13 protein-coding genes are annotated in these 14,459 nt (G+C 72.7%); 4 read left to right on the top strand and 9 right to left on the bottom strand.

Annotated features, from left to right (window positions below; genetic code table 11):
• Nucleotides 1–48 precede the first annotated feature (48 nt).
• The 5 genes from KGD83_RS15405 to KGD83_RS15385 all read right to left on the bottom strand — a co-directional run bounded on the left by KGD83_RS15405 (nt 49) and on the right by KGD83_RS15385 (nt 5,868).
• Nucleotides 49–1,080 carry a LacI family DNA-binding transcriptional regulator gene (locus tag KGD83_RS15405; protein WP_212639875.1) on the bottom strand — a complete coding sequence of 344 codons (1,032 nt, stop codon included), beginning with the start codon at nt 1,078–1,080 and terminating at the stop codon, nt 49–51.
• A 67-nt stretch (nt 1,081–1,147) separates the two neighbouring features.
• Nucleotides 1,148–2,101, bottom strand: coding sequence for an NAD-dependent epimerase/dehydratase family protein (locus KGD83_RS15400; RefSeq protein ID WP_212639874.1), 954 nt, complete (start codon nt 2,099–2,101; stop codon nt 1,148–1,150).
• 322 nt (nt 2,102–2,423) lie between these two features.
• The gene (locus KGD83_RS15395; RefSeq protein WP_212639873.1) at nt 2,424–3,392 is read right to left on the bottom strand and encodes a DUF6807 domain-containing protein; all 969 of its coding nucleotides are present in this window, start codon (nt 3,390–3,392) and stop codon (nt 2,424–2,426) included.
• Entirely contained in the window at nt 3,389–4,561 is a 1,173-nt protein-coding gene (locus tag KGD83_RS15390) for a Gfo/Idh/MocA family protein (RefSeq protein WP_212639872.1), read from the bottom strand. The genes KGD83_RS15395 and KGD83_RS15390 overlap by 4 nt, the downstream gene beginning before the upstream one ends.
• Entirely contained in the window at nt 4,561–5,868 is a 1,308-nt protein-coding gene (locus KGD83_RS15385; protein ID WP_249351881.1) for a Gfo/Idh/MocA family protein, read from the bottom strand. The genes KGD83_RS15390 and KGD83_RS15385 overlap by 1 nt, the downstream gene beginning before the upstream one ends.
• Nucleotides 5,869–6,301: 433 nt before the next feature.
• Between KGD83_RS15385 and KGD83_RS15380 the strand changes: the two genes are divergently transcribed.
• The 3 genes from KGD83_RS15380 to KGD83_RS15370 are packed head-to-tail and all read left to right on the top strand — an operon-like array spanning nt 6,302 to nt 9,476.
• Nucleotides 6,302–7,273 carry a carbohydrate ABC transporter permease gene (locus KGD83_RS15380; RefSeq protein WP_212639870.1) on the top strand — a complete coding sequence of 324 codons (972 nt, stop codon included), beginning with the start codon at nt 6,302–6,304 and terminating at the stop codon, nt 7,271–7,273.
• Nucleotides 7,263–8,138 (top strand): carbohydrate ABC transporter permease, encoded by an 876-nt coding sequence (locus KGD83_RS15375; RefSeq protein WP_212639869.1) that lies wholly within the window; start codon nt 7,263–7,265, stop codon nt 8,136–8,138. The genes KGD83_RS15380 and KGD83_RS15375 overlap by 11 nt, the downstream gene beginning before the upstream one ends.
• Before the next feature lie 18 nt (nt 8,139–8,156).
• Complete coding sequence (locus tag KGD83_RS15370; protein ID WP_212639868.1) at nt 8,157–9,476, top strand: ABC transporter substrate-binding protein; 1,320 nt, start codon at nt 8,157–8,159, stop codon at nt 9,474–9,476.
• 129 nt (nt 9,477–9,605) lie between these two features.
• Here the strand turns inward: KGD83_RS15370 and KGD83_RS15365 are convergent, their stop codons facing one another.
• Together KGD83_RS15365 and KGD83_RS15360 are read right to left on the bottom strand one after the other, a co-directional pair.
• Complete coding sequence (locus tag KGD83_RS15365; RefSeq protein WP_212639867.1) at nt 9,606–10,565, bottom strand: EamA family transporter; 960 nt, start codon at nt 10,563–10,565, stop codon at nt 9,606–9,608.
• A gap of 367 nt (nt 10,566–10,932) precedes the next feature.
• The gene (locus KGD83_RS15360; protein WP_212639866.1) at nt 10,933–11,460 is read right to left on the bottom strand and encodes a GNAT family N-acetyltransferase; all 528 of its coding nucleotides are present in this window, start codon (nt 11,458–11,460) and stop codon (nt 10,933–10,935) included.
• Nucleotides 11,461–11,492: 32 nt separating this feature from the next.
• Here KGD83_RS15360 and KGD83_RS15355 point away from each other — a divergent pair, with 32 nt between their 5' ends.
• Nucleotides 11,493–12,056 (top strand): helix-turn-helix domain-containing protein, encoded by a 564-nt coding sequence (locus KGD83_RS15355; RefSeq protein ID WP_212639865.1) that lies wholly within the window; start codon nt 11,493–11,495, stop codon nt 12,054–12,056.
• 33 nt (nt 12,057–12,089) lie between these two features.
• On the opposite strand, the gene KGD83_RS15350 is transcribed toward KGD83_RS15355, so the two are convergent.
• Nucleotides 12,090–12,923 (bottom strand): phosphotransferase, encoded by an 834-nt coding sequence (locus KGD83_RS15350; RefSeq protein ID WP_212639864.1) that lies wholly within the window; start codon nt 12,921–12,923, stop codon nt 12,090–12,092.
• Between the two features lie 117 nt (nt 12,924–13,040).
• Nucleotides 13,041–14,087, bottom strand: a complete 1,047-nt coding sequence (locus KGD83_RS15345) for a Gfo/Idh/MocA family protein (RefSeq protein ID WP_212639863.1) — start codon at nt 14,085–14,087, stop codon at nt 13,041–13,043.
• Between the last annotated feature and the right edge of the window lie 372 nt (nt 14,088–14,459).

Here is a 14,459-nt window from a genome sequence, read left to right as displayed (position 1 = left end):
GGCACCGGTCGGACCGCCACGAGCCGCCGGGCCTCTGACCGGGGCGGCTCAGCGGGTGGGCGGCGCGGTGCTCTCGCGCTCGACGACCTCGCCGCGAACGGTGACCACGCGGGGCTGGTCGCTGGGCTCGCCGTCCAGGGCGAGCACCGCCGCGCGTTCGCCCATCTCCTCCAGCGGCAGGCGCACCGTGGTCAGGGCGGGGGTGAGGTCGCGCAGGGTGGGGATGTCGTCGAACCCGGCCACCGAAAGGTCGGTGGGCACCCGCAGTCCCAGGTCGCGCAGCGCGGCCATCGCCCCCGTGGCCATGACGTCGTTGACGGCGAACAGGCAGGTGGCGTCGGTGCCCACCGCCATCAGGCGGCGGGTGGACTCGTAGCCGCCGTCGCGGGTGAAGGCGCCGTGCACCACGTTGTGGTGGGCCAGCTCCAGCCCCGCGCCCGAGAGCGCGGAGTGGAACCCGTCCAGGCGTTCGCGTGCGGTCTGCAGGTCGGTGGGCCCGGCCAGGATGGCGAACTCGCGGTGCCCCTGGGCGATGAGGCGGCGGGCCAGGTCGGAGGCCCCGGTGTGGTTGTCGGGGGTGACCGTGTCCGCGGGCAGGCCCTCCTGGGACACGCACGCCACCCGCCCGCCCTGGCGGCGGAACATGCGGATCTCCTCGGACAGGCGCCGGTTGCTCTCCTCGTCGGTGGAGCGCGAGCCGACCAGCACCACCGCGCGGGCCCGGTGCGCGCGCAGTGTGGCCAGGATGCGGCCCTCCTTCTGCGCGGAGCGGCTGGTGGTGCCCAGTACCAGGACCAGCCCCTGTTCCTCGGTGTGGCGGGTGACCCCGGCGGCGATCGAGGAGAAGTAGGGGTCGGAGATGTCGTGGACGAGTAGGCCGACCAGAGCGCTGCTGTTGCGGGCCAGGGTCTGGGCCGAGGCGTTGGCCAGGTAGCCGAGTTCGCGCGCGCTGGCGGTCACCTTGTCGCGCAGGCGCTGGCTGACCTGGCGTGTACTGCCGTTGATCACCCTGGACGCCGTGGCCAGGGACACCCCGGCGTGCTCGGCGACCTGTTCCAGTGTCACGTAACCGGACTCCACGCCGCTCCCTCTCCTGCCTCGGCCCATGGGAAAACTCTTTCCTACCCTAGCGGAGCCCTCGACCAGCTCACGGACGCTCTGATGCCCCACGCGCCCCGTCGGCCACGGAACCGTCCTCGGAGGCGGCCGCACGGCTCTGCCCGGTGCGCAGCTGCGTGCGCCAGGTCCGGGAGGGGGCCCAGCCCAGCGCGGCGCGGGCCGCCTGGGAGGAGAAGACCGCGCGGCCGTCGGCCAGGGCGGCGGCCGCCGGGGCGGCGCCGGGGTGGTGCAGGGGCAGCAGGGTGTCGACGGGCACCTCGGACAGCGGGTCGGGGGCCATGGCGTTGAACACCTGGCCGCCGCTGACCTTGGCCGGGTTCTCGATGACCAGCGCGAACAGCTCGGCGGCGTCGCGGGCGTCGACGTAGTTGAACAGGGAGGTGGCGGCCAGGGCCGGGTCCGCCAGCCGCTCGGCCATGGTGTGCCCGAGCTGGGTGGGCGCGCCCTCCCACTCCTCGGGGGCCACGACGTAGCCCGGGCGCACGCACGACAGGACGCAGGTGGCGGAGGTGCGGGCCAGGGCGCGCACGGTGTCCTCGATGATCGCCTTGCTCAGCCCGTAGGCGTGCCAGGGCGCGACCGGGTGGGCCTCGTCCAGCGGCAGGTAGCCGGGCGCCCAGGAGGGGGTGTTGTACCCGTAGACGGTGGGGCTGGAGGCGGCCACCGCCGAGTGGGCGCCGTGGGCGACGGCCGCGGAGAGCACCGCCCAGGCCAGGCCGGTGTTGACCTGGAGGGTCTCCACGTCGGGGCGGGCGAAGGGCACGGCGATCCCGGCCAGGTGGACGAGGGCCTCGGGGCGGGCCCGGGTGAAGGCCGCCTCCAGGGCGTCCGGGTCCAGCAGGTCGGCGGTGACCGCGTCGACGCCCTCGGGCAGGTCGGCCGCGGCGGTGTCCACGGAGGTCACCTGGTGTCCGCGTGCGGCCAGGGTGGCCACGACGCTGCGGCCGAGCCGTCCGGAGCCGCCGGTGACGAGAACGCGCATGGGTGTTGTCTTCCTTCCCTAGTCCCCGGGTCCGGGGGGTTGTCCACAGGCCGTGCGGGGCACTGGCGCCGCCCCGCGCGGCGGTCCTGACGTTGATATCGGGGGGTCCCCGGGCCCGCCCGCTTCGTGCCGCGCCCCTGGTGCCCGGGCCGCCCTTCCCCTCCTCCTGCCGACCGTCGGCGGTCCCGTGTCACACGCCGCCGGTCCGCCGGGGACCGGGGCACCGACGGACCTGACCGGCGACCAGGGCGCTGGCGGACCGGCCGCAGACGTCGCCGGGGCGGTTCCCGGCTGAGTGGTTCCGACCAGGTCGGGCCCCGGGCTAGAACAGGTCCCGGGCGGCCTCGGCCAGGGCCGCCAGCTCCCCGGCCCCGTCGGCGCGCCCGTCGCGCACCGCCACGCGCAGCCGCCGCTCCAGCCGCCCGCCCTCGGGCAGGGGCAGTCGCGTGTCCCACGCCAGCGCGGGCCCCACCCCCGGATAGTCCTCGGCCCGCAGGAACCACGGGTCGGTGTGCTCCCCGGGCTGGAGGAAGACCAGGGTCCATCCCCCGTCCACGGCCTCGTCAGCGTCCGCCGCGCCGTCTTCGGCTCCGCCCGAGGCCGCGCCGCCGCCCCGGGCACCACGGCCTCCGGCACCCTCTGCCGCAGCGGCACCAGCGGCCCCGACGCCCTCACCGCCACCTCCGACCAGGGCCAGCCACTCCGCCCGCGAACCGTGCAGGGCCTTCTCGCCCTCCAGTCCGCCCGAGCCCACGACGGCGGGCGGGGTCGCGGCCACGGGCGCGCGCCAGAACAGGCCCCCGTACCCGGCTCCGGGCCTGCCGTTGGTGGCGGGGCTGCCGATGCTCAGGTCGCGCCCGGAGGTGTTGCGCAGCTGCGTGCGCACGTCCAGCACCCAGGTGCGCCCGTCCAGGCCCGCGGCCCGCACGGTGCGCTCCTCGCTCAGCATCTCGGCCCCGTCCGGGCCGGTCCACGACAGCGCCTCCACACGGCGGTCCGCGGCCAGCTCCAGCCAGGACACGTGCCGCTGGCGGCCGTGGTTGTCCAGCAGCACCGACCCACGGTCGCGGGTGAAGGTGCGCCCGCCCCAGAAGCTCACCCCCGACACGTCGGGCACGGCCACGCCCACCCCCAGGTGGTGCAGGTGGTCGGCGGGCCGCTCCTCGGTGACCGACACCCCGGCGAGGGTGCGCACCGGGTGCAGGTAGGGGCGCGGCGACAGGGCCGGCTCGATGTCGGTCCCGTCCCTGAGGACGGCCAGGACGCAACCGTCCAGGGTCAGCGTGTTCACGGCGTGGCCTTCGCGTCGGTCGCTCCCGCCCGGGCCGCGGGGGACCAGGCGGGGTCGAGTTCGGAGAACAGCGCCAGGTGCTCGGCGCTGCGGTGGATGAGGGCGTCGATGCCGGGGACGATCCGGCGCACCCCCTCCTCGGTGCGGTACACGTGCTGCATGCCCGCGGGCAGGGCCACCGGGTCGGGCGCGGCGCGCACCGCTTCGAGCACGTGCATGAACGCCCGGGTGGCCCGGGGCGGCACCAGCAACGGCTCGTCCCCGCGCACGTGTTCGACCAGGTTGGACATCAGGTGGGTGCGCGGGTGCGTGGTGGTGGCCGGGGGTCGGCCCGGTCGGTGCACGGTGACGCGGTCCAGCGTGTACTCGAACTCGATGCGCCCCAGGTCGCCGTGGACCACCAGACGCGGCGGCAGGTGCTCGGGCGCGCACAGGGTCACCGCCAGGGTGATGGGCAACCCGTCCGCGGTGCGCACGCGCACGCACGATGTGTCGTCGGCCTCGATGGGGTGGGCGTGGAACATCTCCAGCTCCACGCCCCGTGGCGCCTCGGTCGCGGCTCCGGCCACGGCCAGCGCGGTGGCCAGGGCGTGGGCGAAGGGGTTGGTCAGCGCCCCGTCCACCACGTCGCGCCCCTGGAGGCGGCGGCGCCCCGCCCAGGGGGCGCGGTCGTAGTAGGCCGAGGTGCGTACCCACGTGCCCGTACCGCCGATGCCGCGCACGCGCCCCACCGCGCCCTCGCGCACCAGGGTGCGCACGGCCTCCACGGCGGCCGACCCCAGGCTCTGGAAGCCCACCTGGCAGGCCAACCCGGAGGCGTCCACGGCCGCGGTGAGCTCCTCGAACTCGGCCAGGGTCGCGGTGGTGGGCTTCTCCAGCAGCAGGTGGGAGCCGTGTTCCAGCGCGGTGCGGGCCAGGGGCAGGTGGGTGTGGATGGGCGTGGCCAGGACGGTGATCCGCGCGCCGGTGCTCTCGATCGCCTCGCCCAGGTCGGCGTGGCATGGCAGCGCGCCGTGCCCCTCCAGGTCGTCGTCCCCGGCGACGGGGCGCTGGTCGCACACGCCCACGAGCCGGACCAGGCCGCTCTGCGCCAGTTCGCGCAGGGAGCGCAGGTGGGCGCGGCCGTGGCCGTGGACCCCGGCCAGCAGCACGGGCACGGGTTCGCCCATCAGCTGCCCCCGAGAAGGTCGGCGACGCGGACCGGTCCCCCCGAGGCGATGGAGGCGTTGGCCGCCAGCCCGGTGAGCAGGGCGTTGCCGCCGTCGGAGTGGTCGGGGCGGATGCCGTCGTCCTCGCCGCCGAACAGCGAGTCGAGCATGAGCTGGTCGCCGCCGCCGTGGGTGCCCTCGCCCACCGCCACGGGGATCTCCTCGGGGGGCTGCCAGTGGCGGCGCAGCCACAGCCGCGCGCTGGTGTGCTCCTTGGGGGCTGGCATGCCGCGCACGGGCGTGGTCTCGTCCTGATCGGGCGAGGTGTACTCGAACTCGGTCATGTCCAGCTCCAGGCGGCCCCGGCTGCCGGTGATCGCGATCCGGTAGCCCTCCCAGGGCGCGTAGGCGACCAGGTGGTAGGTCAGGCGCGCGCCGGTGTCGTAGCCGACCAGCACGGACATGTCGTCCTCGATGGTGATGCCGGGGCCGAAGACGTTGAGGTCGCGGCGGTACCCGTCCTCGTGCTCGGCGTCCAGGTACAGGGCCCGCAGGTCGGCGCTGTCGTCCATGTGCAGGGCGAAGGGGTCGCTCTGGGCGGCGTCCTCGCCGTGGCCGCGCTCGTAGTCGGCGGCCAGGCCGTGGCGGCGGCCGTTGTCGTCGCCGTAGAAGAACAGCCTCCCCGACGCGAACACGTCGGTGGGGCGGGCGCCGATCCACCAGTTGACCAGGTCGAAGTGGTGGCTGGCCTTGTGCACGAGCAGGCCGCCGGACTGGTTCTTGTCGCGGTGCCAGCGGCGGAAGTAGTCGGCGCCGTGGCGCAGGTCCAGCAGCCACTCGAAGTGCACCGACCCGACCTCGCCGATCACCCCGGAGGAGATGAGGTCGCGCAGCTGGCGGTGGACGGGGTTGTAGCGGTAGTTGAAGCCGACGGTCACCCGCCCCCCGGTGCGCGCCTGGGCCTCGTTGATGCGCCGCAGCCCCTCCAGGTCGGCGGTCATGGGCTTCTCGGTGATGGCGTCGAGCCCGGCGTCCAGGGCCGCCACGACGTAGTCGGCGTGGGTGCGGTCGACGGTGCAGACGATGACCTCGTCGACGCTCTCCTCCTTGAGCATGCGGACGAAGTCGTCGGGGGAGTAGGTCGGCACGGCGTCGAGCCCGGCGTCGGTGACGATGCGGTTGTGCACGGCCATGCGGGTGCTGTTGGTGTCGCAGAGGGCGACCAGACGTCCCCGGTCCCGGTGGGTGCCGGTCAGTGCCCGGGTGTACATCCGGGCGCGGGATCCGGTGCCGACGATCGCGTACCTGCGTGGGGTGGTGTGGTTCACACAGGGCATGGTAAACGCTTTCCCATCCGGTCGACAAGGGCGTCGACCAAGACGTGTCCGAGCGTCCGCACTCCCGTGACGCATGACGGAGAGTGTCGAAAAGACTTCGAGGAGTCGTATTTCTCGCGCGAACGAGCGCGGGAGGGGAAAGCGCGCGGCAAAATCCGCGCCTCCCGGGCCGCCGGAAGCGTAACGATATGGGGCTTGGATCACAGTTTTCGGGAAACCTGCCGTTGACACCCATGTAACCCGGTGCTAGAAACTGAACATCTTAGTACGTGGATAGCGCTTACCAGAACATGTTTAGGCAGTTCAGCACGTGTTCTCGCCCACAGCGTACGCGTCTCCGAACGAGATTGGCAGTTTCCATGAATCCAGGACCGCACGCGCCCGCCAGCGCTCCGGCGGTGGCCCCACAGGAGGGTGGATCCCCGTGAGCGCCCTCCTGCAACGGCGGCCCGCCAAGGCCCCCGACGCCCCGGTCGGCGCCAAGCCGCGCCGCGGGGTCGGCAAGAGCCCGGCCCCTGGCAAGCGGCGGAACGAGAACCTCGCCGCCTACGGCTTCCTGGCCCCGTGGTTCGTCGGCCTGGTGCTCATCACCGCGGGCCCCCTCCTGGCCTCCCTGTACTTCTCCTTCACCGACTACAACCTCATCGGCGACTACGAGTGGGTCGGCCTGGAGAACTACCAGCGGATGTTCGACGACGAGCGCCTGCACAGCGCGCTCAGGGTCACGTTCGTCTACGTCTTCGTGTCGGTGCCGCTCCAGCTCACCCTGGCCCTGGCCCTGGCGATGATCCTGGACCGCGGCGTGCGTGGCCTGCCCCTGTACCGGTCGGTGTACTACCTGCCCTCCCTGCTCGGCGGCAGCGTGGCCATCGCCATCCTGTGGCGCCAGGTCTTCGGCGCTGAGGGCCTGATCAACCAGGTGCTCGCCTTCTTCGGCATCCAGGGCGAGGGCTGGGTCTCCCACCCCGACTACGCGCTGGGCACGCTGATCGTGCTCAACGTGTGGACCTTCGGCGCGCCCATGGTGATCTTCCTGGCGGGACTGCGCCAGATCCCCGCCATGTACTACGAGGCCGCCGCGGTGGACGGGGCGGGCCCCCTGCGCCGCTTCTGGAACATCACCGTGCCGATGCTCACCCCGATCATCTTCTTCAACATGGTGCTGCAGTTCATCAACGCCTTCCAGACCTTCACCCAGGCGTTCGTGGTCAGCGGCGGCACCGGCGGCCCCTCGGACTCCACGCTCTTCTACACGCTCTACCTCTACCTGCGCGGCTTCGGCTCCTTCGACATGGGCTACGCCTCGGCGATGGCCTGGCTGCTGCTGCTGATCATCGGCGGGTTCACCGCGGTGAACTTCATCGCCTCCAAGTACTGGGTCTTCTATGGCGACTAAGACAATGCCCCCCGTGGCCTCGCGGAAGCGCACGCGGGCCGAACGCACACGACGGCTGATCACGCACATCGGGCTCATCGCCTTCGGGCTGGTCATGCTCTACCCGCTGCTGTGGATGCTCTCCAGCTCGTTCAAGCCCACCGAGGAGATCTTCCGCGCCCCGGGCCTGATCCCCGAGACCTTCACCCCGGGCAACTACACCGAGGGGTGGAACGCCCTCCAGTTCCCGTTCCACCACTACCTGCTCAACTCGGCGATCGTGGTGGCCGGGGCGATCGTGGGCAACCTCATCGGCTGCTCGATGGCGGCCTACGCCTTCGCCCGGCTGGAGTTCCGCGGCAAGCGGCTGTTCTTCGCCGTCATGATGGCCACGATCATGCTGCCGATCCACGTCGTGATCGTGCCGCAGTACATCCTCTTCGCCGAGCTGGACTGGATCAACACCTTCCTGCCGCTGATCGTGCCCAAGCTGCTGGCCACGGACGGGTTCTTCATCTTCCTCATGGTGCAGTTCATCCGCGGACTGCCCCGCGACCTGGACGAGGCGGCGCGCATCGACGGCTGCGGCCACGTGCGCATCTTCTTCCAGATCATCATGCCGCTGTCCCTGCCGGCCCTGGCCACCAGCGCGATCTTCACCTTCATCTGGACCTGGAACGACTTCTTCAGCCAGCTGATCTTCCTCACCGACCCGTCGATGTACACCGTCCCCGTCGCCCTGCGCACCTTCGTCGACTCGACCTCGCAGACCTCCTGGGGTCCGCTGTTCGCCATGTCGATCGTCGCTCTGGGCCCCGTCTTCGGTTTCTTCCTCGCGGGTCAGCGATACCTCGTCAAGGGCATCGCCACCACCGGAATCAAGTAGTCGAAGGGAACCGAACACATGCACGCACACCCTGGCTACGGGCGCCCCCAGGCCCGTCGCCGCAGCCCTTTCCTGTCCGTGGCCGCGGGAGTGGGCGCCATCGTGATGGCGGCCACCGCCTGTGGCGGCTCCGAGGCCGACGACGGCACGGTCGAGCTGCGCTTCTCCTGGTGGGGCGCGGACGACCGCCACTCCACCACCCAGCAGGTCATCGACCTGTTCGAGGCCGAGAACCCGGGCATCACCGTCGTCCCCGAGTACACGGACTGGGGCGGTTACTGGGACCGTCTGGCCACCAGCACCGCCGCCAACGACGCCCCCGACATCATCACGCAGGAGGAGCGCTACCTGCGCGAGTACGGCGACCGCGGCGCCCTGCTCGACCTCAACGAGGTCGACCTGGACCTGTCGGGGATCGACCCGCTGGTGGCCGAGAGCGGGGACCTGGACGGGCAGACCTTCGGCGTGGCCACCGGCGTGAACGCCTACGCGATCCTGGCCGACCCCCAGGCCTTCGAGGACGCTGGCGTGGAGATGCCCGACGACGAGACGTGGACCTGGGACGACTACATCGAGATCTCGGCCCAGATCAGCGAGGCCACCGACGGCGAGGTCGTGGGCACGCAGAGCATGTCCTACAACGAGTCGGGCTTCCAGATCTTCGCCCGCCAGCGCGGGGAGAACCTCTACGCCGAGGACGGGTCCCTCGGCTTCTCCCAGGAGACGCTGGAGGAGTGGTTCTCCGTCACCGAGCAGCTGACGGAGAACGGCGGCCAGCCCGGCGCGGCCGAGAGCGTGGAGATCGAAGCGGGCGGCCCCGACCAGTCGGTGCTCTCCACCAACCAGGGCGCGATGGCCCACTTCTGGACCAACCAGCTGGGCGGCATCTCGGCCTCCTCCGGCCGCGACATCGAACTGCTGCGCTACCCGGGTGAGAGCACAGAGGACCGCACCGGCATGTTCTTCAAGCCGGCCATGTTCTACTCCATCTCGGCGGGCACCGAGCACCCGGAGGAGGCCGCGCTGTTCGTGGACTTCCTGCTCAACAGTGAGGAGGCCGCCGAGCTGATCCTGGCCGACCGCGGCCTGCCCGCCAACGTGGACGTGCGGTCCCACATCATCGACTCGCTGCCCGAGGCCGACGCCCGCAGCGCGGTGTTCCTGTCCGAGATCGAGGGCACGATCGTGGACGGCAACCCGCCGCCGCCGATCGGTGCCGGGCAGGTCGTGGACATCACCAAGCGCGTCACCGAGGACCTGACCTTCGGTGAGCTGACCCCGGCCGAGGCCGCGGAGCAGTTCATGGCGGAGGTCGAGGCGGCCACCGGCGAGGCCTGATCCGGACCTACCCGGCACCAGCGCGCGGGCGGGCCCGGCGGGAGGACCTCCTCCCGCCGGGCCCGCCCGCGCGTGTGCGGCCAGCCCGGTGAGGCGTTCCGGTGGCGTCCGAGCACGGTTCCCGGTTCCTCAGGGCGAGGCGGTGACCGGCGGCTCCTCGGGGTCGGCCTCGGGCGGCGCGGGGGCCGGGGGCACGGCGGTCTGGGCGACGAGGGCGCCCGCGACGATGACGGCGGCGCCGACGGCCTGCACGGGTGTGAGCGCCTCGTCCAGCAGCACCCAGGCCAGCACGATCGCGGTGACCACCTCCAGGTAGGCGACCGCCCCGGCGACCTGCGGGGACAGGCGCCGGACCGCCGAGATGCCGAGGAAGTAGGCGAGCGCGGTGCACACCAGGCCCAGCCACAGGGCCGTCGCCCAGCCGGGGAAGGAGAACCCGCCCAGCGCGACCGGGTCGGCGAGCATGTGCCAGGGCAGCGTCCAGGGCCGGGCCAGGACGCCCAGCAGCACCGCGGCGACCAGGGAGCCGAAGGCCACCACGGCCAGCGGGTCGGTGTCCTCGTCCATGCTGTCCGACAGCAGGAAGAAGACGGCCTGCGCCGCGGCGGCGCCCAGAGCCAGCCCCACGCCGACCGCGTCCAGGCGCACGCCCGCCCACACCTCCAGCAGCAGGCCGAGCCCGGCCACGGCCAGGACCACGCCGACCACGGCGGCGGGGGAGACCCGGGTACGGCGCACCACGCGCAGCCACAGCAGGACCAGGACCGGGCCGAGGAACTCGATGAGCAGGGCGATGCCCACGGGGATGCGCGCGATGGAGGCGAAGTACAGGGCCTGGACCCCGGCCATCGGGAAGACGCCGTAGGCCAGGACCAGCAGCGGGCGGCGGCGGGCGGTGCGCCAGTGGGCCAGGGCCACCGGCGACAGCAGCAGCGCCGCACCGGCCACGCGCAGCCAGGTGACGTGGAGGGAATCCATCCCCGCGTCCAGCAGGGGGCGGGCGAAGACGCCCGATCCGCCGAAGGCGAGTGCCGAGGCGAGCGCGAAGGCCAGCCCCGAGCTCCGGTGGCGCGCGGGTGGGACGGACACGGCGGTGCTCCCGGGGGATGGTGGGGACATGGGACCGTTGACGAGCATACGGCCGGGGTCCGGGGAAGTCTTCGGGCGGCGTGCGCCCTCCGGCACCGGATGCTGTGCGCGGCGCAGCGTCCGCGTTCACGCGTCCTCCCCGGCGGGCGGCGCGCAGGAGGGGCGGCTCGCGACCGGTCGCGGAGACGGCAGGCCCTTCGGCTCGGACTCCTCTGGCTGTCACCGGCGCGGGAGGGGCGCGCGTGAACGCGTCCACAGCCGCGACCGCGAACCGCGCGGGGACCACGCCCCACCGGCCGCCTCCTCTGCGTCCTGTGCCCGGGAGCGGACCGAGCGGGGACCGCGCTCCCCGCAGGTGGAGCCCGCCTCAGCCCTGCGCGGGGGTGAGGTCGATCTGGGCCCAGGCGACGTCGTGCCAGGCGTCGAACTTGCGGCCGACCCGGCGCATGACGCCCACGTCCTCGAAGCCCAGGGAGCGGTGCAGGCCCAGGCTGGCATCGTTGGGCAGCGTCATGCACGCGACGGCGGTGCGCATGCCGCGTTCGGCCAGGCGGGGCAGCAGTTCCCGGTACAGGGCCCGGCCCGCGCCGGTGCGCCTGCGGCCCATGGCCAGGTAGACGCTGACCTCGCACGACCACCGGTAGGCGTCGCGGGCGCGGAAGGGCCCGCCGTAGGCGTAGCCGACGACCCCGTCGGCGTCCTCCAGCACGATCCAGGCGTGCCGCCGCTGGGCCGCGGCGATCCGCTCGGCCATCTGTTCGGCGGTGGGCGGCTCGTACTCGAAGGTGATCGCGGTGTCGGTGACGTAGGGGGAGTAGATCGCCGCGCACGCCGGGGCGTCCGCGGGGGTCGCGTCGCGGACGGTGAGGGTCGGCATCGAAGTCATGTCGAACATGGTATTCAGGTCTGCTCCCTATAGTGAACGTCATGAGCGACACACTGGGCACGGCCCTGGCTTCGACCCTGCGAGAGCTGCGCCGGGCCCGCGGGCTGAGCGGAGGGGCGCTGGCCGAGCTGTCCGGTGTCTCCCGGGGCATGATCAGCCGGATCGAGAACGGCGAGGCCCAGCCCACCGCCTCCCTGCTGGGGCGGATCGCCGCCGCGCTGGGCATCACCCTGTCGGAGCTGATCGCCCGCGCCGAACAGGGAGACCGTCGTCTGGTCCGCGCGCACGAGCAGCCCGTGTGGACCGACCCCGGGACGGGCTACCGGCGGCGCGCGGTCTCGCCCGCGTCCGGCGGCCCGATCGAACTGGTGGAGGTGGAGCTGCCGCCGGGTGCGCGGGTGGGCTTCCCCGCGCAGGCCTACGCCTTCACCCACCACCAGATCTGGGTTCTGGAGGGCACACTGGCCTTCCGCGAGGGCGGTGTGGAGCACGTGCTGGAGCGGGGCGACTGCCTGCACCTGGGCCCGCCCGAGCCGTGCGAGTTCCACAACCCGACCGGTGCGGACTGCCGGTACCTGGTGGTCATCTCCCGGCGCGGAGCCTGAGGCGGCGGACGGGACCGGGAACCGCCGCCCGACTCAGGGCGCCAGCGCCCGGACGAACCCCGCGCGCTGGTCGGCCAGCCAGGCCTGGCGGCGGTCCCAGCGCTCCCACCCGCCCATCCGTTCCAGGTCGCGGGCGAACAGCCCGTCACCGTTCTCGACCCGCTCGGCCACGAAGACGCGGGCGACGGCCGTGTACTCCTCGACCACCCCCGGCAGGGCGCGGCGGTCGTCGGGGGAGAGCCCGTAGGCGTCGGCGAGGAGGCGCATCCGGTGCGCGACGTCGTTCTCCTCGTGCGGGGTCCCGGCGGCGGAGACCGGGTCGAGCGCGGGGGCCAGGTAGTAGACCAGCGCAGCCACGTCCCAGACCGGGCGGCCCGGCGCGGCCAGGTCGAAGTCGATCAGGGCCGCGGCCCGGCTCCGGCGGAAGACGATGTTCTCCAAGCAGGGGTCGTTGTGGCACAGGATGGGACCGCCCTCGGGGTCGGCCATCCCGGTGGAGCCGGTGTTCCAGGCGGCCGAGGTGTCCACGGGCACGCGTGCGGCGGCGTCGTGGTAGCGGCGCAGCAGTTCCGCGGCCGAGCGCAGGGTGTGCTCGGTGAACGCCCAGTCGGGGAACGGCGGAAGGGCGACGTCCCCCTCCACGAAGGTCAGCTCCTCGCGGCCGTCGTCGCGCAGCCGGAGCGGCACCGGAGCGCCCCTGAACCCGCTCTCGGCCAGGGCGCGCAGGTGGGCGTGGATCGCGGGTGCGGCGGGTGTCGCGGTGCGCACGACGTGGCCGCCGTACCGGAACACCGTGGTCATCATGCCGCCTGCCAGCCGCTTCCCCCTGTTGTCGGTCCCGCTGTCGGTGTCGCTCGGGTGGGTCATCGCTCTCCTCGCGTCGAGGACCTGCGGCGGCGGGTCCACCTCGAAACTAGTGCCAGCGACCGTCCAAGGGGAGGCCGCGCCGCGTTCGAGGTCGTTCCGGAAGAGGAGAAAACCCGATCACAGCAGCGGAACCGGGACCGGACGCGACCCCCGGGCCAGCGACTCGGCCCCGACCACCCCGACCAGTGAGGCCGCCACGGCCGCGCGTACCGGCACCAGCGGCTCGGCTCCGTGCTCGACGGTGTCGCGAAAGCCCCGCAGCAGTCGCACCGTGCCCTCGGCCCCGCGCTCCACGGGCTCGCCGTCCAGCAACAGCGCGGGCGGGACGCGTTCCTCCTCACGGACGTCGCCGTCGGGGCGGGTCCACCCCTCGTGGCGCACGCGCACCGACCAGGCGCGCTCTCCCCGCGCCCGCACCGACTCGGCCAGACCGAGGGTGCCGCGTACCGACACCCAGCTCCAGTGGCTCTCGGGTTCGCCCTGGAGGAAGCCGTTGCGGGTGACGGCCAGGGCGCCCGTGGACAGGCGCACCACCATGGTGCTGGCCTGGCGCGGCGCGGCCTCGTCCACGGTGAACGCGCTGACCTCCACAGGTTGTGCCCCGGTGATCGCCAGGATCGGCGACAGGGAGTGGGTGCAGTAGGCGGTGGGGGCGATGCGCCCGCGCCAGTGGGCGGGGTCGCCGGTCAGCCCGGTGACGCCCTCGGGGGACATGCCGTGCAGGTAGTCGGCCTCGATGAGGTTGATCCGGCCCAGTTCGCCAGCCCGGACGGCCTCGCGGACGAGCAGCACGTGCGGGTGGAGGGTGTAGTTCTCGGCCAGGGAGTAGCTCGCTGAGGAGCGGTCGGCCGCCGCGACCAGCGCCCTCGCCTCGGCCTCGTCGGCGCACGCGGCGGTCTCGGAGAGCACGTGGACGCCGCGGTCCAGGAAGGCCAGGGCAAGGGGCACGTGGGCGTCGAAGTCGTTGGCCAGGACCACCCCGTCCAGGTCCTGGTCGAGCAGGTCCCGCCAGCGTCCGGTGAGGACCGCGCCGGGCAGCCGCTCGCGGGCCGCGGCGTGCGAGGCGGGGTCGCGGTCGCAGACCGCCACCACGTCCATGCCGAGTCTGGCGGCCCACGCCGCCAGGTGCAGGCCCATCCCCAGTCCCACCACTCCCATGCGCATGGGGGCATCATCATCCTCCGCACGGCTGCCGGGCAAAGGAATTACGCGGCCCGGGTGAGGGGAGTGTCCGTCCCCCGCGGGTCCCCGCGAGTACGGGAGCGGACGCGCCGGGACCCGGGTCGTGGGCACCACTCGGATTCCGGCATGCGAAAACCAGTTCCGCGCAGCGTCTCCCACAGGCAACACAATGGAAACACCGGCGGTGGGAAACTGCCCCGCGCTTCTCCGGGCGCACTCCCCGTTCATACGTGCTCTGAACTGCGGAGATACCAGTTCTCCGGAGGCGGAGGGCGGCCCGGGGCTACGAAGGAATATGTTTACATCGAGGTAATACACTCCTCATACAGCCACGATCCGCAGGCGCGAGGACCT

It is taken from the genome of Nocardiopsis akebiae (genome assembly GCF_018316795.1).
Lineage (GTDB): Bacteria > Actinomycetota > Actinomycetes > Streptosporangiales > Streptosporangiaceae > Nocardiopsis > Nocardiopsis dassonvillei.
This window is presented reverse-complemented; position numbering and strand designations above follow the sequence as displayed.